The following is a 17,845-nucleotide window of genomic DNA, read 5'->3' on the forward strand; positions in this document are numbered from 1 at the left end:
CTAGCCTGCAGCCAGCGGTGCCGGGTCAATGCGCACCAGCAGTTGCTTGGCGTTCAGGGCGTCGCGAATGCGATGAATCACGCGCTGCGCTTTTTCTGCGTTGGTGTCGGCCAACAGAATACCAAAATGGTTGTTGCCCAGGTGGGCGATGCTGTCTTGCTCGCGCAGCAAGGCGGCCAGGGAGTCGGCAATCACCATGCTGTCGCTGTCTTCCGGCGCCTGCAAATAGAGCGTTGACGATTCCATGCCGAAATCCCGGCTGTGTTGCTGTTCCTGTGCTTTGATGTCCGCCCAGCCCTGTTTTCCGGGCAGGCCGGTATCGGCACAACGATCCGGGTGTTCCACAAAAATACTGACCCGTTGTTGTTGTGCTTCCTGCAGTGCATTACTGAGCAGAAAACCGATCAGGCGGGCTTCGTGTTGCAACGCGGGCAGTGCCTGCTCCAATGACGGATCCTGAGGGTTGGGATCCAGCGCGCAGAGGGTGCCGAACAGTTGGTTGTCCCGGTCCACAAGCGGCAACCCAATGTAAGCACCGATGGTCGGGTCGCTGTTGATGGGGAGGTCGTTGTAGCTGGAATTGCGCTGAGCATTGGTGGCAATGCAGGGAGCGCCCAGTTCCACCATCTGCACACAATAGCTTTTTTGCCATTGCAGGCGCTGGCCCTGTGCCAGCCCATAGTAGTCGTCTCGGGAACGCAGTATCACCAGCTCATCATCGCGCAGGCGGGTGATCATCCACACAGCCATGCCGAAGCGTTGTTGCAGTTCGGCAAGGTGGGCGTCCAGTAATTCCTGGCAGGAAGAATAGCTGGATAACGGTGTGTCAGTTTGGTTGGCTGGCATAAACAAGGAACGTTGCTTTTTCCCTATTCTCAGCCGGGTTCCTACCAATGTGCAAGTGCACAGCGTTTTACTGTGCGGTTTCCGGCGTTGCCTGAATGCTGAAGCCGACACCGGGCAAGGTGTTGAGCAGCGCATGCTCAAAGGGTTTGTCCACGGCTTTGCGCAGATTATAGAGGTGGCTGCGCAGGGCGTCGGAATCGGGAACCAGGTCGCCCCACAGTTCGTGCTCCAGCTGTTCCCGGCTGACTACCTTGGGGGATTCGCGCATCAGAATGCGCAGAATACGAAAGGCGGTGGGGGAGAGTTTCAGTAACTGGCCGTCGCGGCGCACTTCCTGGCGAGCCGGGTCGAGTTCCAGATCGGCAATCTGCAGCGTATTGGCGGTGACTTCCTTACGCTGACGACGCACCAGCGCGGTGACCCGGGCAGACAGCTCCGGCAGGGCGAAGGGCTTGACGATATAGTCGTCGCCACCGCGATCAAAGCCTTCCAGTTTGTCTTCCAGCTGATCCCGTGCCGTCATGAAGACCACCGGCATATCCAGCGCCAGCTCTTTGCGCAGGTACTGGCAGAAACTGTAGCCGTCTTCGCCGGGAAGCATGACGTCCAGAAGCATCAGGTCGTAGTGATGTTCCTGAACCAGCTCCCGGGCCAGCCTTGTGTTGCCGGCATAGTCCACACTGGCGCCTTCCTGCTCCAGGTATTCCAGTACGGTCTGGGCCAGTTGGCGATGGTCTTCTACCAGTAGAATGGACAGATTCTTCACAGGGCTCTCCTTGTATGACTGTGATCATCTTCAGCGCGGGAACGTCAAGGTTCCGTCAAGAACCTTCACGTGCCTCTGTCATTCCACTGTCAGTGGTTTCCTGCTATTGCGCAATCCGCCAAGCGACAAACGGCTAAAACCGGTGTGCTGAATCATATTCTAGTCGTTCAGGGCGCCGGTGCGGGCAAAGCGCTGCCGGTAGTGGCTGGGGGACAGGCCGGTGTGCCGTTTGAATAACCGCGAAAAGCTGCTGACATCCTGATAGCCCACCTGTTCGGACAGTTTGGCCAAGTTGTTGGTGCCACGCTCCAGCATTTTTCGGGCGGCCTCGATGCGCACCCGCTGCAAGTATTGCAGTGGGGGTTCGCCAAGCGTGGTGGTGAACCGGCGTTGCAACTGACGCGGGCTTAAATGCACACGCTCGGCCAGTTGTCCCAAGCTGGTATTTTCCTTGTAGTGTTCATGAATCCAGCCTTGGATAGCCTGCACCTGATCATCCTGATGATAAGTGTGTGCTGGCAGGCCGGCGTAAATACTTTGCAGGTCGTTGCGAACGTCGATGACAAAAGCCCGTGCTAATTCTCGGGCCAGGTCGGCTCCACAAAAGCGCTCGACCAAGAGGATGGTCAGATCCCGCCAAGCGGTGCCGCCACCGGCGCAGAAAATATTGCCGTCGCGGGTAATCAGTTCCCGTTCATTCAGATTCACCTGCGGGTAGCGATGGCGAAACTCCTGGCTGAAGCCCCAGTGGGTAGTGGCCGTTTTATCATCCAGTAAACCGGCTTCGGCCAGCAGGAAGGCGCCGGTGCAGTTACTGGCCAGATCCGCGCCGCCTTGATGCAGAAAGCGCAACCAGGCCAGGGCGTCTTGCTCCTGGGCCAGCACGGTTTCGATTTTCCCGCCGATGGTCGGAACCACGACCAGATCGGCCTGATCCATCTGTTCCAGGGAGCAATCCACCGCCATGCGGATACCATTGGTGCAGCGCACCGGGTTGCCGTCGCGGGACACGACATGAACCTTGAATTGCTGGTTCAGGGGCTGCCCGTGGATGCGGTTCCAGGTCACCCCGGTCAGATTGAGAAGATCCACCACCCCGGTGAGGGCTGACGCAAAGACGCCATCAAATGCGAATACTGCTACCGTGAACATGTGTCGTGTTCCACCATGAATAAGTCATAGGCGACAATGCCAGAGACGGCATAACGATGGCAAGCTGTTGTCCAAAATAACCGGAGCGCTAAAGTGAGTGATGTGATTCTCGACCGCCGTGATTTGAGCTTTCAGCTTTTTGAGGTGCTGGACACCGACAGCCTGTTTGCCCGCCCGCGTTTTGAAGATCACAGCCGTGAGACCATTGAAGCGGCTCTGGATGTTGCCGAAAAACTGGCGCGGGAAAAATTCGCTAACCACAACACGCTGTCCGACAAGGAAGAGCCCACCTTTGTGGACGGCAAGGTGGTTATGCGCCCGGAAGTCAAAGAGGCTTTTGACGCTTATATCAATGCCGGTTTCCTGTCGTCGCGGGCCAGTTTCGACGAGGGTGGCATGCAGCTGCCGGAAATTGCCGCGGCGGCTTGCAAGGGCATGTTCACCTGTGTGAATCCCAGCTCTACCGGTTATGCCTTCTTGACGGCGGCGGCGGCCAATGTGATTCGCAATTTTGGTAGCGACACCCTGAAAACCCGGTTCCTGGAACCGATGATGGCAGGGCGTTTCACCGGCACCATGGCCCTGACAGAGCCTCATGCGGGTTCTTCCCTTACTGATATCCGTACTCGTGCGGTGCCCCAGGATGACGGTAGCTACCGGCTCAAGGGCAACAAGATTTTTATCTCCGGTGGCGAGAATGAGCTGGCCGACAATATCGTCCATCTGGTGTTGGCAAAGATTCCCGGCGGCCCGGAAGGGGTGAAAGGAATTTCCCTGTTTGTGGTACCTAAATACCGCCTGGATGCCGAGGGCAATCCGGATGCTCGCAACGATGTGATTCTGGCAGGGCTGATTCACAAGCTGGGCTATCGTGGCACCACCAGTACCGCCCTGACGTTTGGTGATGGCGATGATTGCCATGGTTACTTGGTGGGTGAGCCCCATCAGGGCCTGCGTTATATGTTCCAGATGATGAACGAAGCGCGGGTAGGTGTAGGGTTTGGTGCCGGGCTTTTGGGTTATCGGGGTTACCGGTTTGCGCTGGATTATGCCCGCGACCGGGTGCAGGGCCGTCACCCGGGCGAGGTGGATTTCTCCAAGCCGCAGGTGCCGATTATTGAGCACGCCGATGTGAAACGATTGCTGCTCACCCAGAAAGCGTATGCGGAAGCCGCCATTGCCATGAGCCTGTATGGCTACCGCCTGGTGGACGAAATACAGACCGGAGAAGAGGCTGCCGCAAAAGAGGCAGAGCTACTGCTTGATCTGTTGACCCCGGTATTGAAAACCTGGCCTTCCGAGTTTGGTCTGAAAGCCAATGATATGGCCATTCAGGTCTTCGGTGGTGCCGGTTACACCCGGGAATATCCGGTAGAGCAGGTGTGGCGTGATAACCGCCTTAACCCGATTCACGAAGGCACCACCGGTGTGCACGGCCTGGACCTGTTGGGCCGTAAAGTGTGGATGGCCAACGGCAAAGGGCTGCAATTGCTGGCAGCACGCATTATGGCCGACGTGCAGGCCACCGCCGATGAGCGCTGTCAGCCCATGGCCGATGCGCTGCAGGCCATGCTGCCCCTGATTGAACAAGCTACCCAGGCGGTGGGCAAACAAATGGCCAGCGCTGGTCCGCGTGAGGCGTTGTCTAATGCCAATGCCTATTTGCAGGTAATGGGTCACACCGTGGCCGCGTGGATGTGGTTGCGTCAGGCCAACGCGGCGGTTGCTCTGGAAAACCCCGACGATGAGGCTTTCGCCAAAGGGAAGCTGCAAGCTGCCCGTTATTTCTTCCGCTGGGAATTGCCCCGGGTGGAATGGGATGCGAAACAACTGATCAACGGCGACGACACCTTTATGGAAATGGACACCCGCTGGTTCTGATTGTGCCTTGATCACGGTTTGTTTGTGATCACTGGATCAACAGAGTGTGCCTATCGTCATCAGGCTCGGGACCTGCTTAGGCAGGAGTAGCTATGACGGTATTTTTGAGCCCCCGCCAGGGGGCTTTTTTTTTGCCATTTTGCGGCCGCAAAACGATTCTCTCAACATGCAACACGCTACCGGTTCTTGTGCTTGAGCGGCTTCTTCTTGTTGGTGCAATAAAACAGTCATATAGTCGTCATGATCTTGCGAACGACACATTGAACGGGGAAGAAACGTGAAAAAGACTTTGCTTGCGGCTTCTGTTGCCACGGCCATGTTGCCTGCGTCTGCCATGGCGGCACCAACCTTTTACGGGAAACTGAATCTGAGCGTGGATAAAACCAGTGATTATCCGGACACCGCGCTGGTGTTTAGCCAGGATGATCTGTCCGACGCCTGGTTCGTCTCCAGTAACAATTCCCGGCTGGGCATAAAAGGCGAAGAGCCACTGTATAGCGACAGCCTGTCGGTGATTTATCAGATGGAAGTCGGGTACGACGCAGACGGCGACAGCAGCGCGACTTTTTCCACACGTAACAGCTTTCTCGGCCTGGGCACCCAGGTGGGCAAAATTTTCGCCGGTCGTTACGACAGTGTCGTCAAACTGGCGGAAGGCAAGATCGACCAGTTCAACGATACCGTGGCGGATATGGGGACCGTGTTTCTCGGCCAGCGCCGCAACAGCAACAGCCTGAACTGGGAAAGCATGGATCTGGGCGGCATCGTGATTCGGGCCCAGCTGGCACCCGGGGAAGATGATGTGGTGGGTGTTGCACCCAATAACGAAACCAAGGATGGGCTGGCCGATACCTGGGGGCTGTCTGCCACCTATCAGCAGGATGTGCTTTACGCCGCGCTGGCGTATGAAAGCAGTTACACCGAAGTGGCTGTTGGCCCAGCCACAGTGGGCGGCGATCTGGACACCTTGCGTGGTTCTTTTGGCTTGAATCTGAACAGCAGTGTGGCGGTAGGCGCCATCGTTGAGCGCAGTAATCTGGATCCTTATGGTGGCTCCGACGGCGACCTGATGTCGTACCTGCTGAGCGGCAAGTTTGGTGTTTCAGAGCGTGTGGCCCTGAAAGCTCAGGCCGGTATGCTCGATAGCAGCGATCTGGATCTGGATGTGGCCACGTTGACGGTGGGCGCGGACTACAAGCTGGGTGATTTCACCACCGCTTACGGTCTGGTCTCTGCCTCCGATACCGATTACGACCCGGCTGGAACTCTCAATGATGTGGACGAATCCGGCCTGGCTTTTTCTGTGGGCATGATCCACAAGTTTTGATCGAGCCGTTGTAGGTGTAGGTCAGATTAGCCTCAAGGCGTAATCCGACATGGTTCGATGCTGAATGGGGAAGGGGAATGAACGGCCCTTGCGGCCCCACAAAAAAGCCCGGCTACGATAAGTGCCGGGCTTTTTTGGTGAGGGCCGAATAACGCTTTTGGCGTTGTCGGCCATTACTGCACAGGGTTAATTCAATCTTCCCACTTACGTAGCACCAAGCTGGCGTTGGTACCGCCAAAGCCGAAGCTGTTGCTCAGTACTGTGGTGGGGCCGCTGTCTTTGCCTTTCACTAACACTGGCAGGCCTTGGGCTTTTTCATCCAGGGTTTCGATATTGGCACTGATAGCAGTGAAGTCATTCTGCATCATCAGCATGCAGTAAATCGCTTCCTGTACCCCGGCCGCGCCCAGACTATGGCCGGACAGGCTCTTGGTCGACCCAATGGACGGGCATTGATCGCCAAATACTTCGCGAATGGCTTTCAATTCTGCCACATCCCCCACCGGCGTACTGGTGCCGTGGGCGTTGATGTAGTCCACTGAGCCATCCATGGTCGCCAGCGCCTGGCGCATGCAGCGTGCCGCGCCTTCGCCATTGGGCGCTACCATGTCGTGGCCGTCGCTGGTGGCGCCGTAACCGAGCACTTCAGCATAGATGGTGGCACCGCGGGCCTTGGCGTGTTCAAGCTCTTCCACGACCACCATGCCGCCGCCGCCGGCGATCACGAAACCATCGCGGGTCTCGTCGTAGGCGCGGGACGCTTTTTCAGGTGTGTCGTTGTACTTGCTGGACAGGGCGCCCATGCCATCGAACAGGCAGCTGAGCGTCCAGTGTTCTTCCTCGCCGCCACCGGCAAAGACCACATCTTGCTTGCCCAGCTGGATCTGTTCCACGGCGTTGCCGATGCAATGAGCGCTGGTGGCGCAGGCGGACGCGATGGAGTAGTTCACACCTTTGATCTTGAACGGCGTGGCCAGGCAAGCCGACACGGTGGACGCCATAACCCGGGGCACCATATAGGGGCCAACCCGTTTCACGCCGCGATTGCGAGCAATATCGGCGGCTTCCACCTGGTTAAAGGAAGAGTGGCCACCGGAGCCGGCAATCAAGCCGGTGCGTTCATTGCTGACCTGTTCTTCGCTGAGCCCGGAATCGGTGATGGCGTTTTGCATGGCCACGTAGGCGTAGGCGGCCGCATCACCCATAAAGCGGCGCGGCTTGCGGTCAATGAAGTCGTCCAGCTGGATAGTGGGTGTGCCCGCTATCTGGCTGCGCATGCCGATTTCCTTGTATTCCTCTTTAAAGCGAATGCCAGAGCGGCCTTCCCGCAATGAACGGGTGACGCTGTCTGTGTCGTTGCCCAGACAGGAGACAATGCCCATCCCGGTGATTACTACGCGGCGCATGAGTCGCTCCTAAAAACCGTCGGTAGAAGTGAACAAGCCGACTTTCAGGTCGTCGGCCTGGTAGATGTCTTTCCCGTCTACGGACACGGTGGCATCGGCCAGGCCGAGTACCAGTTTGCGGGAAATGACTCGTTTCAGGTCGATTCGGTAAGTCAGTTTTTTGGCGGTGGGTAGTACCTGGCCGGAAAACTTCACATTGCCCACGCCCAGAGCGCGGCCACGTCCCGGGTTGCCCACCCAGCCCAGGAAAAAGCCCAATAATTGCCAGGTGGCATCCAGGCCCAGGCAGCCAGGCATCACCGGGTCACTTTCGAAGTGACAATCAAAGAACCAGAGGTCCGGGCTGATATCCAGTTCGGCGATGATCTCGCCTTTGCCATATTTGCCACCTTGGTCGCTGATGTGAGTGATACGGTCCATCATCAGCATGTTAGGTAAAGGCAGCCGCGCATTACCGGGGCCAAACAGCTCACCGTGTGCGCAGGCGAGGAGATCCTCGCGAGAGTAGGAAGATTTCTGTGTTGTCGTAGTGCTCAAAGTCTTACTCCATGCAGGCCAGGGCGGCGCATTTTGAGTATATGGATTATTTGTGACGTTTTATCTTCAGCGCGGTGACACCCTGTCATGTAAGCGCTGATAGTAGCAAAGCGAAGTGAGAGCATACGAATAGCAACCGTCTCAAAATATGTCTTGGCGCCGTTTTACCGAAAATGACCGATGAACGGAGTCAAATGACCGTGGTCTATCTTCTTGTACCGCTCAGGGGGTCTTTTCATTGCGGCACCGCCACGGACTTGCAATTGCCGGACCATCAACCGATGCTATGCGCGCCGGATCGCGCCAAATAGCCGCGTCCGGCCGCCCCTTGACCAGTCAAAAACGCAAGTCGTATATCCAGTCGTATAAGTAAGGAGCTCTCGTGGCGGTAGAAATCGGGCATCTTTCCCTGTGGTTGGCACTGGCTGCTGCCCTGTGCCTATCAGTTTTTCCCCTGATTGGCGTTTATCGCAACCTGCCTGCCTGGCAGTGGTATGCCCGTCCGTTGGCCTGGGTGCAGTGGTTGGCCATGACCGTTGCCATGGTCGCGCTGGGCTATTCTTTCTATATCAATGATTTTTCCGTGGCCTATGTGGCCGGACACAGCAACTCTGCGCTGCCGCTGGAGTATCGTCTGTCTGCTATCTGGGGCGGCCACGAAGGGTCCCTGTTGCTGTGGGGCTGGATGCTGTCCGGCTGGGCGGCCATGGTCGGGTTGTTGAGCCGCAGTGTGCCATTGCCGATGGTGGCGCGGGTGCTGGCGGTCATGGGGATGATTTCCGTGGGCTTCATGTTGTTCATGCTGCTCACCTCTAACCCCTTTGACCGCAACCTGCCCTGGTTCCCGCTAGACGGTGCCGACCTGAACCCGCTGCTGCAAGACCCCGGGCTGATTATTCACCCGCCCATGCTTTATATGGGCTATGTCGGTTTCTCCGTGGCGTTCGCGTTTGCGGTGGCAGGGTTGCTGATGGGCAATCTGGACCCGGCGTGGGCCCGCTGGGCGCGGCCGTGGACCACGGTGGCGTGGAGCTTTCTGACCGTGGGCATCGCACTGGGCTCCTGGTGGGCCTACTACGAACTCGGCTGGGGTGGCTGGTGGTTCTGGGATCCGGTGGAAAACGCTTCCCTGATGCCATGGCTGGCGGGCACCGCCCTGATTCACTCCCTAGCCGTGAGCGAAAAGCGCAACATGTTCCGCGCCTGGACGGTGTTGCTGGCGATCATTACCTTCTCTCTGAGTTTGCTGGGGACTTTCCTGGTGCGCTCCGGGGTGCTGACGTCGGTCCATGCCTTTGCCAATGACCCTGCCCGGGGTGCCTTCATCCTCGGTTTCCTGGTTGTGGTTGCGGGTGGGGCGTTGATTCTGTTTAGCCTCCGGGCATCGGCGTTACGCAGCGATACCGGGTTCAAGCCTATATCGCGGGAAGCCTTCCTGTTGGGTAACAACCTGATTCTGCTTACGGCCACCTCTGTGGTGCTGATGGGGACGCTGTTCCCGTTGATCGGCGAAGCACTGGACATGAAAATCTCCATCCGCAGCCCTTATTTCAATGGCTTCTTTGTGCCATTGGCCTTTGTGCTGATTCTGCTGATGGTGCCGGGCATGTTCAGCAACTGGAAACGTCAGGACGGCAACACCCTGCTCAAGCGCATGGCGTTGTTGGCCCCCGCCGCCATTATTGCCGGCTGGTTTGGCTCCCGCCTGCCAGACCCCAGCCCCTGGCAGGGTGTGCTGGCCATTATGCTGGCGTTGTTTCTGGTGTTTGCCCACGTGGACGATGTGGTCCGCCGCGCCCGTGCCTATAAGCAAGGCTTTGTCACCGGTTTGCGTAAGCTGACTCGTGGTTATTGGGGCATGGTCATGGCCCATTGCGGCCTGGCAGTGTTGATCGCCGGCATCACGCTGGTGAGCTTCCATGAAGTTGAGCGCGATATTCGTATGGCGCCGGGTGACACTGCTGAATTGGGGCATTATACCTTTGTTTTCGACAGCCTGGATGAATACCACGGCCCCAACTTCGATTCCAAACGTGGTCATTTCCACGTGAGCCATGACGGTGACCCGGTGGCGGTGATGCACCCGGAAAAACGCACCTACCACGCCAGCCGGCAGGTGATGACGGAAGCGGCTATTGATGCCGGTTTCTGGCGCGACTTGTATGTCGCTCTGGGCGAGCCGCTGGACAACAGCAATGCCTGGGCGGTGCGCATTTACTTCAAACCGGGCATTCGCTGGATTTGGCTGGGTGCATTGATTATGGCCCTTGGTGGCGCATTAGCGCTGACTGACAAGCGCTATCGTCGCAATCGGTTTGCAGCCAACGACGCAGGAGCGGCCCAATGAAAGCCAATTCTCCCTGGGTATTTTTGCCTCTGGTCGGGTTTGTGCTGCTGGCGGTGCTATTGGCGAGTGGTCTAGGCCGAGACCCGCAGGAGCTGCCGTCTGCGCTGGTGGGCAAACCGGTGCCGTCATTTTCTCTGGCGTCGCTGCTGACAGAAGAAACCTACACGGAAGACTCTCTGAAAGGGCGCTGGCAGCTATTGAATGTGTGGGCCACCTGGTGCCCCACCTGCCATGTGGAGCATCCTTATTTGCTGGAACTGGCGGCACAAGGTGTGGCTATTTCCGGGTTAAACTACAAGGATGAGCTGCCGGCCGCCCGGCAGTACCTGGCCAATCTGGGTAACCCGTTTACCCATGTGATTGTGGATGCTGACGGTCAGCTGGGGCTGGACCTGGGCGTCTACGGCGCGCCGGAAACCTTCCTGATCAATCCCGCCGGTGAGATCGTGCTGCGCCACGCGGGTGATTTGAATGCTCGTGTCTGGAAAGAAAAATTTGTGCCTTTATTGCCCGCGCAGGCGCCAACGCCGGGGCAGGGTGAGGGAGGATAAGAATGCTGCGTATTGTGTTTCTGCTGATGCTGACCATGCCGGCCTTTGCCGCCATTGATGTCTATCAGTTTGATAATAAACAGCAGGAGCAGCGTTTTCGCATCCTGTCTGAAGAACTGCGTTGCCCAAAATGCCAAAACCAGAGCATTGCGGATTCCGATGCCGGTATTGCCCAGGATATGCGAACGAGAGTGCATACCATGATCCTGGAAGGCAAAAGCGATGAGGACATCGTTGACTATTTTGTCTCTCGTTATGGTGATTTTGTTAGCTATCGTCCGCCGGTCAATGCAGGCACGTCCATTCTGTGGCTAGGCCCCATTGTGTTGTTACTGGGGGGCGGCGTATTGATCGTTTTGTTGCTGCGTAACGCCAGCCGTAAAGCGTCAGCAGAAGATCAGACAGCGCAGGATAAAGAACCGGAAGAGGGCACGAAATGATGTTGTGGGTGATGGCGCTGGTTCTAGTATTGGTGATGGCCGCGGTGCTGTGGATGCTGTGGCGTCGTGAAGGCCGCAAGGCCGGCAAGAACATGTCGGGAGCCTTGGGCATCCCGTTGGTGATGGTGGTTCTGACTGCTGCGGGCTACGGGCTGATCGGCCTTAACCAACATACCCCTACCTGGTTGGCCCATAAACAAGAGTACGGTGACGTGGCCCGGCAGATTATTGCTGGGCAGCCGCCGGAGAAGGCGGCCTCGGAAGTCCCCGCCGGCGCCTTGGTTCGGGTGCTGCAATCCGAACTCTCGCAAGCACCATCGGCCGTGGGCTGGTATGCCTTGGGTGCACTGTATGATCAGTTGGGCGCGCCGGTGCAGGCCGAAGAAGCGGCCCGCAAGGCCTTGCAACTGAACCCGGACGATGCCGCCATGCACCTGTTGCTGGCACGGGCCTTGATTGAAAAGAATGAAGCACGGCTTTCCGACCCGGCTTTGGAGGAAATTCGCTGGGTGCTGGACCGGGAGCCGAATCACGATGGTGCCTGGATGTTGCTGGCCATGTCAGCAGATCGGGCCGGGCGCTATGCGCTGTCGGAACAAGCTTGGGCGTCCCTGCTGTCCCGACACAGCGAGGGTGAAACCGCGGACTTGCTGCAGCGGGGACTGGAACGGGCCCGGGAACAGAAGCAGCGGGAAGGCGTTTTTTCCAACCTTACTGCCACTGTCAGCGGTGAAGGCCTGCCAGCTGGTGGCACCTTGTTTGTGTTCCTGCGCAAGGCCGGCAGTGCCGGCCAGCCTCTGGCTGCGCAGCGCAAAGTGGTGCCGCATTTTCCGATCACGGTGTCTCTAACCGCAGCCGATTGGTTACAGAGTTACCCGGGCGAGCAGGCCGACCTGGTCATTGGCGCTCGCTACACGCCGGCACCGGGTGCCTCGGTGGATCAGGCGGCGATTACCGCCGTACCGGTTTCGTTACAACTTCCTCAGGTTCAGCCCGCAACGCTCAATTTGTCCCGCCAATAGGGGGCTTGCAACAGGGGCTGCTACCTAAGTAGCAGCCCCTGTCCCTTGTGATGAAGAAGGCCTCAAGGTAAAGTTGCACCCCTTCGGAGGCTGGGTTCCTCTGATTTGTACACCCATACGCTTGGAAATTACGCCAGTTTACGCCGTCTGTGGCGGGCATTATGCCCTCTTCGATGGGGTGGCCGTGGGCCGTATCCAGGGCCACCAAAGCGCGTGGCCATGGCGATGGGGGTGAATAAATCAGAGGTACTTTGTACCTCTTCTGACGACAGTAAGATGGAGAATCCTATGCGTGTCATCCTGCTTGGTGCACCCGGTGCGGGCAAGGGCACCCAGGCGCAGTTCATCAAGGAACAGTTCAATATTCCTCAGATTTCCACCGGTGACATGTTGCGCGCTGCGGTTAAAGCAGGCACTCCACTGGGCCTGGAAGCCAAGAAAGTGATGGATGCGGGTGGTTTGGTCTCCGACGATATCATTCTTGGTTTGGTGAAAGAGCGTATTAAGGAAGATGATTGTGCCAACGGGTTCCTGTTCGACGGCTTCCCCCGCACCATCCCCCAGGCGCAATCACTGGTGGAGCAGGGTGTCGACATCGACTTTGTAGTGGAAATCGACGTGGATGATGAAGAGATCATCGAGCGTTTGAGCGGTCGCCGTGTCCACCCGGCTTCCGGCCGGGTGTACCACACCAAGTACAACCCGCCGAAAGTGGAAGGTAAAGACGACGAAACCGGTGATGAGCTGGTGCAGCGTGATGACGACCAGGAAGAGACCGTACGCAAGCGTCTCGAGGTGTATCAAGCGCAGACTCGTCCCCTGGTAGATTTCTATCAGGACCTGGCCAAGAACACAGAGGCAAAAGCGCCTGGCTATGTGCGCGTTGCTGGCGTGGGTTCCGTGGATGATATTCGCGACCGGGTTCTGTCTGCTCTGAAGGGCTGATGAGTACGCCTCAACCGCGCCGACTCGGCGGCGGTAGTAAAAAACGGGAAGCCTTGTAGGCTTCCCGTTTTTTTTGGTTCATCGCGCACTGTGTAGAGCGCTCGCCGCCGAATGCCAGGCGGGAAAGCCATACAGACAAAACCCTGGCAGCCCCCCCCCGTTGTAAGAACATAGCAAAGCGGGTAACGCACGTAGTGCCGTGCGGCTCAAAGGGGGAGCAAAGCGCGTCATTACTGTTGAGGGACGGCTCTCGTTAAGCGATGGGGTTGCCAGCAGCGGGCTGGCTCCTTCCGCAGATAAAGCCGGCCACTGGAGGTTAAATTGCCCCCAGATACTGAAAGGCCTGATGCCCTGGAGGGCTGGACGAACTGGGGAACCTGTGAAAACGCCCCGCAGCGTTTTTTCTGTGGGAAGTGATGCTTGCATCACGAATAGCGCCGATGGATTGCACGCTCCTTCATGATGCCAGCATCGCTTCCCACATTCGTGTGGACGTTTTCAGGGGCTCCTTGGCAGCAAAGTTCGCTAATCAATCGCCGACCAAACATTATGCAGGCAATTTTCGACGCCCGTTTTTCGTCAAGCAACAGGTGCTTGGCGTTAGGCTCTCTGAGCACAATTCTGTGGCAAACACACTACGGGCATATCATCCCCTCAAATCCGCGACACTCCTTTAGTAATAAACGGTGCTCTATCCGAGATCGATTCCCGTCTTTCTGATAGCAACGCTGTAACGCTTCTACACAATTACAGGAGTTTGGCTAACAAAAGTGCTCAAGGCAGGGTGTCTGGTTGCCGCTTTCCCCCACGCCTCTTTCTATATATAGAAGTCAGCTGTAGAGAATTAGCGCTTTCTCTCCATATATGGGGGCTGTCATGCATTGCCCTTACGTACTGGTGCGGGGATGCGGAGCGTGGGAAGAAAATAGAATAAACCGTTTTTTTACCCAAAAAAACGGCAAAAAAGAAGCGTGCTAAAAGAAAGAGCGTTGGCCAAATGAGGCATAACGCTTCTGAAAAAATTAAAAGAAGAAGTCGAAAAAAGAAAAGAAATAAAATAGGTCCCTTGCAGGCACAGTGAAAAATTCAGAAAAATAAAAACCAATTGGTCAAATAATGTACCAACTGATTTTTTTTTATGCTATTTTTCCACTTGTCGCAGTATTGATGACAACGCCATAGCTGAGGAGATCAATCATGGCTCGAGCAAAGAAAGCCGCCGCAAAAAAAACTGCGGCTCGTAAGCCAGCAGCGAAGAAAGCCGCCGTTGCAAAAGCGCCGGCCGTTCCCAAGTCCGTCACTAACGCAGAATCCAAGGTAAAACTGCAGGATAAAGCGGTAGTTCAGGCGGAAAAGAAAGTTACTCAATCCCAAACCAAACTTGATAAGCATCGTGCCAAGATCGACGCTGAGAACGCCAAGCTGTCGAAACTGCGTGCGGATGTTGCTGCCAAGCGTGAAAAAGCGCAGAAGACTTCCACTGCCGCTGCCAAGCGCGCCGTTGAAACGGCACGTGGTCGCATGAACACTGCACGCCTGAAGCTTCAGGATATCCGTGGCGAAGCGAAACTGATTCGTGCCGAGATCCAGGCCGCGAAGAAGGTTGTTGCCCGTGAAGTGAAAAAAATGCGCACAGCAGAGCGCAACCTGAAAGCTAAATTGCGTGATCACGAACGCAAGCTGGCCAAAAAAGCCAAGGCTGAGCAGAAGAAAGCCGAGCAGAAAGCGAAAGCGGCTGCTCGTAAAGCAGCGGCCAAGGCCAAGAGTGTTGCCAAGAAAGCGGCCGGCCGTAAGCCTAAAGCGGCAGCTAAAAAAGCAGCAACCAAAAAGCCTGCAACCAAGAAGGCGCCAGCCAAAAAAGCGGCTAGCAAGAAAAAACCTGCAGCTAAAAAGGCGGCTACTCGTAAAGCGCCGGCCAAGAAAGCAGCTCGCAAGCGCGCTCCGGCCAAGAAAGCCTCTTCCTGATCTCAGGAACTGCTTGAAGGCTAAAAGCCCCGCTCTGCGGGGCTTTTTTATGTCTCCTCGCAACGCGGCGTGATCCTTGTCGGGCCAGACGCGCCTATTCAGGCTCATACAGACCACATTCGACACACCCAAACTGAGCGTGGCGAGAACCCGGTTCTGTTTTCTCAGCATGTTATCCACGCTGGCCCCTTCGTGTGCAGCAGCGCCTGTTACAGGCTGTCGGAGTGGCATGGTTAGGAGCAAGCGCCAGGATGAGGGGAGGGGGCAGGGGAACAGGAAGAATAGATTCTTAAAAGTAGTTGATAATGATTCGCGTTAGGTTTAGCATCCTTTCCAGAGATTGAGGAAAGGCGACTTATGTACGTATGCATTTGTAAGGGCATTACTGACAACCATATACGGGAAGCGGCCGATTCTGGCTGCGACAGCCTGCGTGATCTTCGTCGGGAACTTGGGGTTGGAAGTCAGTGTGGTAAATGTGCCCGTCACGCCCGCCAAATTTTGCGTGAGACCCGTAGCGCAAACGAGGCGACCTCTTTCTCGAACTCTTCTACTGCCGGTGAGGCGGTTGTTTTCTGGCCACAAACCGCATAAACAATCGTTCTCATTTGCATAAGCGCTTGTATTTGAAGCGCTTTTTTTCTCTCCTGCCTTGTCTCTGTCACACACTTGCTGAACAATAGGGGGTACCCCAAGTTCATGTGACGGAGATACCCCCAATGAAAGGCGACGCCAAAGCGATTGAGTTCCTCAACCGTGCACTCGGCAATGAGCTGGTTGCCATCAACCAGTACTTCCTCCACGCCAAGATGTACCAGGATTGGGGCTTGCAGGCACTCTATGCCAAGGAATATCACGAATCCATCGACGAGATGAAGCATGCCGACATGCTGGTCGAGCGCATTCTGTTCCTGGAAGGCATTCCCAACCTGCAGGACCTGGGCAAGCTGATGATTGGTGAAAACACCAAGGAAATGCTGGAGTGCGATCTCAAGCTGGAGCAGATGGCTGTGCCAGACCTGCGTGAAGGGATTGCGTACTGCGAATCCATCCAGGATTACATCAGTCGTAACCTGCTCAAGGATATCCTCGAATCCGAAGAAGAGCACATCGATTGGCTGGAGACTCAGCTCGGTCTTATCGATAAAGTCGGCCTGGAAAATTACATGCAAAAACAAATGGCTGCTGCAGAAGGTTGATTGCCGAACTTTTAACCGATCTACGCTTGACTCACCGCGGGGCTTTCGGAATAATGCGCAGCCTCTCGCGGCGTTACAGCAACGAGATTTGCACCGGTAGCTCAGCTGGATAGAGCAACTGGCTACGAACCAGTAGGTCGGGGGTTCGACTCCCTCCCGGTGCACCATACGAATAAAAGAAGGCTCCCAATTGGGGGCCTTTTTTTAGGTTCATCGCGGGTTTCCGGGAAAAGCGGCTTTGATCTTCAAGAAGAAGTAGTCGCTATCCCGGTATCCATAAGCCATTCGTTTGATGACCTTGATCTTGTTGTTTACCCCTTCCAGAACACTGGTGTTCAGTCGATATGAAGCGCTGGCGATAACGCCTTCGGCATAAGGCTTCAGGAGCCGGGCGAAGCGTATCAACGGCTCCAGCTTGCTGGCCTGAGCCTGTCGCATCCAGTGGGTAAACCGCCAACGGGCCGCCCGCTCGCTCTTTGCGTACCACAAGCCTTTGAGCTGGTCTTTCATGATGTAGACGAGCATCAGTGGCTTGTTCACCTCCAACAGTGCCTCCAGCTGCGCCTCCTGGTCTTGTTTGAGATTGCTGCGATTGCGCAGCAGCAACCAGCGTGAGCGCTTTACGGCTTTACGGGCGGGCTTGTCGTGGCGTAGCTGATTGGCCTGATCCACGCGCACCCTGTCGATCACCTCTCGGCCGAACTTGGCCACCACATGGAACAGGTCATACACCACTTTGGCCTGTGGGCAGTGCTCCTTTACCTCCAGATCCATCGCCGTATTCATGTCCATGGCGACCGCCTGGATCTGTTGGCAATGCTTGCCCATCCACTCGAAGAAGGGGCGTATCGCCTCCCGGGAGCGGCCTTCGCCAACCCATAGCACCTGAGTTCGCTCGGCATCCATGACGACCGTGGCATAGCGGTGCCCCTTGAACAGGGCAAACTCATCCATGACAAGAAACCGGACCTGATCAAGATCCGGCTCGGGCACGCTCCGGGCCAGGCGAGCCTTGTCCAGTGCCTTGAGCGTATGCCAATGCAGGCCGCTGAGGAGGGCCACATGCTTGATGGGCAAGAGCGTCAGCAGCACCTCGATATGCTGCTGAAAGCGATGGGTGATCCGTGAATGCGGTGCCAGCCAATCAAGCTGTTCCCGAGCGACTGAACAGCGAGGACAGCGAAGTCGCCGTACCGGCACGTCCAGCCAAACCTTGTACTCGAAAAGGTCACGATCACGGACTCGTCGCACGGTGGTGTCGTGGATCTGCTGGCAGGGTTGCCTGCAATGCTGACACCGGGGAGGCTTGTCGGGGTCGGGTATCAGCTCAATCAGGCAGTGCGAATCAGAGAGGTGAGTGCATCGGGCAGGTAAAAAACCTTCCCAGCAAAAGCCGGGGATCGTAGCATCGAGCATGGCGGCGGTGTCCTTGTCTGGTTGCTTGGTCGCACAAACAACTTA

17 protein-coding genes and 1 tRNA gene are annotated in these 17,845 nt (G+C 56.6%); 12 read left to right on the plus strand and 6 right to left on the minus strand.

The features are described from left to right. From ABNH18_RS01915 to ABNH18_RS01925, 3 genes are all read right to left on the minus strand, one after another. Entirely contained in the window at positions 1–846 is an 846-nt protein-coding gene (locus ABNH18_RS01915) for a GAF domain-containing protein (protein ID WP_349381191.1), read from the minus strand. Positions 847–913: 67 nt separating this feature from the next. Next, positions 914–1,612: a response regulator transcription factor gene (locus tag ABNH18_RS01920; protein WP_349381192.1), complete on the minus strand. Its 699-nt coding sequence runs from the start codon at positions 1,610–1,612 to the stop codon at positions 914–916. A gap of 159 nt (positions 1,613–1,771) precedes the next feature. Then, positions 1,772–2,764, minus strand: a complete 993-nt coding sequence (locus ABNH18_RS01925; protein WP_349381193.1) for a GlxA family transcriptional regulator — start codon at positions 2,762–2,764, stop codon at positions 1,772–1,774. Between the two features lie 93 nt (positions 2,765–2,857). Here ABNH18_RS01925 and ABNH18_RS01930 point away from each other — a divergent pair, with 93 nt between their 5' ends. The 3 genes from ABNH18_RS01930 (at position 2,858) to ABNH18_RS01940 (ending at position 5,972) form a co-directional block, all read left to right on the plus strand. Next, entirely contained in the window at positions 2,858–4,645 is a 1,788-nt protein-coding gene (locus ABNH18_RS01930; RefSeq protein WP_349381194.1) for an acyl-CoA dehydrogenase, read from the plus strand. 92 nt (positions 4,646–4,737) lie between these two features. Further along, entirely contained in the window at positions 4,738–4,926 is a 189-nt protein-coding gene (locus ABNH18_RS01935; RefSeq protein ID WP_349381195.1) for a hypothetical protein, read from the plus strand. Further along, on the plus strand, positions 4,923–5,972 hold the full coding sequence (locus ABNH18_RS01940; protein WP_349381196.1) for a porin: 1,050 nt from the start codon (positions 4,923–4,925) through the stop codon (positions 5,970–5,972). Before ABNH18_RS01935 ends, ABNH18_RS01940 begins: the two co-directional genes overlap by 4 nt. 191 nt (positions 5,973–6,163) lie before the next feature. On the opposite strand, the gene fabB is transcribed toward ABNH18_RS01940, so the two are convergent. Both fabB and fabA read right to left on the minus strand, forming a co-directional pair. After that, positions 6,164–7,378 (minus strand): beta-ketoacyl-ACP synthase I, encoded by a 1,215-nt coding sequence (fabB, locus tag ABNH18_RS01945; RefSeq protein WP_349381197.1) that lies wholly within the window; start codon positions 7,376–7,378, stop codon positions 6,164–6,166. Positions 7,379–7,387: 9 nt separating this feature from the next. Continuing rightward, positions 7,388–7,915, minus strand: a complete 528-nt coding sequence (gene fabA, locus ABNH18_RS01950) for a 3-hydroxyacyl-[acyl-carrier-protein] dehydratase FabA (RefSeq protein WP_349381198.1) — start codon at positions 7,913–7,915, stop codon at positions 7,388–7,390. A 382-nt stretch (positions 7,916–8,297) separates the two neighbouring features. Between fabA and ABNH18_RS01955 the strand changes: the two genes are divergently transcribed. The 9 genes from ABNH18_RS01955 to ABNH18_RS01995 all read left to right on the plus strand — a co-directional run bounded on the left by ABNH18_RS01955 (position 8,298) and on the right by ABNH18_RS01995 (position 16,551). After that, positions 8,298–10,262 (plus strand): heme lyase CcmF/NrfE family subunit, encoded by a 1,965-nt coding sequence (locus tag ABNH18_RS01955; protein ID WP_349381199.1) that lies wholly within the window; start codon positions 8,298–8,300, stop codon positions 10,260–10,262. Then, positions 10,259–10,813, plus strand: coding sequence for a DsbE family thiol:disulfide interchange protein (locus ABNH18_RS01960; RefSeq protein ID WP_349381200.1), 555 nt, complete (start codon positions 10,259–10,261; stop codon positions 10,811–10,813). The genes ABNH18_RS01955 and ABNH18_RS01960 overlap by 4 nt, the downstream gene beginning before the upstream one ends. Positions 10,814–10,815: 2 nt before the next feature. Then, positions 10,816–11,253, plus strand: coding sequence for a cytochrome c-type biogenesis protein (locus ABNH18_RS01965; RefSeq protein WP_349381201.1), 438 nt, complete (start codon positions 10,816–10,818; stop codon positions 11,251–11,253). Further along, positions 11,250–12,275: a TPR domain-containing protein gene (locus ABNH18_RS01970; RefSeq protein WP_349381202.1), complete on the plus strand. Its 1,026-nt coding sequence runs from the start codon at positions 11,250–11,252 to the stop codon at positions 12,273–12,275. Before ABNH18_RS01965 ends, ABNH18_RS01970 begins: the two co-directional genes overlap by 4 nt. A 288-nt stretch (positions 12,276–12,563) precedes the next feature. Next, the gene (gene adk / locus ABNH18_RS01975; protein WP_349381203.1) at positions 12,564–13,220 is read left to right on the plus strand and encodes an adenylate kinase; all 657 of its coding nucleotides are present in this window, start codon (positions 12,564–12,566) and stop codon (positions 13,218–13,220) included. A 1,197-nt stretch (positions 13,221–14,417) separates the two neighbouring features. Beyond that, positions 14,418–15,185, plus strand: coding sequence for a hypothetical protein (locus ABNH18_RS01980; RefSeq protein ID WP_349381204.1), 768 nt, complete (start codon positions 14,418–14,420; stop codon positions 15,183–15,185). A gap of 357 nt (positions 15,186–15,542) precedes the next feature. Then, a complete protein-coding gene (locus ABNH18_RS01985; protein ID WP_349381205.1) occupies positions 15,543–15,779 on the plus strand; it encodes a bacterioferritin-associated ferredoxin in 237 nt (78 codons plus the stop codon). Between the two features lie 125 nt (positions 15,780–15,904). Next, complete coding sequence (gene bfr, locus ABNH18_RS01990; RefSeq protein WP_007150778.1) at positions 15,905–16,384, plus strand: bacterioferritin; 480 nt, start codon at positions 15,905–15,907, stop codon at positions 16,382–16,384. A 90-nt stretch (positions 16,385–16,474) separates the two neighbouring features. Then, positions 16,475–16,551, plus strand: a tRNA-Arg gene (locus tag ABNH18_RS01995). A gap of 43 nt (positions 16,552–16,594) precedes the next feature. Here ABNH18_RS01995 and ABNH18_RS02000 read toward each other — a convergent pair. Further along, entirely contained in the window at positions 16,595–17,800 is a 1,206-nt protein-coding gene (locus ABNH18_RS02000; RefSeq protein WP_349381206.1) for an ISL3 family transposase, read from the minus strand. Positions 17,801–17,845 lie beyond the last annotated feature (45 nt).

The organism is Alcanivorax sp. (assembly GCF_040118815.1).
Lineage (GTDB): Bacteria > Pseudomonadota > Gammaproteobacteria > Pseudomonadales > Alcanivoracaceae > Alcanivorax.

Bases quoted from the DNA above. Each gene is read 5' to 3' on its own strand.
- ABNH18_RS01960 (WP_349381200.1), top strand. From the start codon at position 10,259: ATGAAAGCCAATTCTCCCTGGGTATTTTTGCCTCTGGTCGGGTTTGTG.
- adk (WP_349381203.1), top strand. From the start codon at position 12,564: ATGCGTGTCATCCTGCTTGGTGCACCCGGTGCGGGCAAGGGCACCCAG.
- ABNH18_RS01980 (WP_349381204.1), top strand. From the start codon at position 14,418: ATGGCTCGAGCAAAGAAAGCCGCCGCAAAAAAAACTGCGGCTCGTAAG.
- ABNH18_RS01970 (WP_349381202.1), top strand. From the start codon at position 11,250: ATGATGTTGTGGGTGATGGCGCTGGTTCTAGTATTGGTGATGGCCGCG.
- ABNH18_RS01985 (WP_349381205.1), top strand. From the start codon at position 15,543: ATGTACGTATGCATTTGTAAGGGCATTACTGACAACCATATACGGGAA.
- ABNH18_RS02000 (WP_349381206.1), bottom strand. From the start codon at position 17,800: ATGCTCGATGCTACGATCCCCGGCTTTTGCTGGGAAGGTTTTTTACCT.
- ABNH18_RS01935 (WP_349381195.1), top strand. From the start codon at position 4,738: ATGACGGTATTTTTGAGCCCCCGCCAGGGGGCTTTTTTTTTGCCATTT.
- bfr (WP_007150778.1), top strand. From the start codon at position 15,905: ATGAAAGGCGACGCCAAAGCGATTGAGTTCCTCAACCGTGCACTCGGC.
- ABNH18_RS01965 (WP_349381201.1), top strand. From the start codon at position 10,816: ATGCTGCGTATTGTGTTTCTGCTGATGCTGACCATGCCGGCCTTTGCC.
- ABNH18_RS01915 (WP_349381191.1), bottom strand. From the start codon at position 846: ATGCCAGCCAACCAAACTGACACACCGTTATCCAGCTATTCTTCCTGC.
- ABNH18_RS01925 (WP_349381193.1), bottom strand. From the start codon at position 2,764: ATGTTCACGGTAGCAGTATTCGCATTTGATGGCGTCTTTGCGTCAGCC.
- fabB (WP_349381197.1), bottom strand. From the start codon at position 7,378: ATGCGCCGCGTAGTAATCACCGGGATGGGCATTGTCTCCTGTCTGGGC.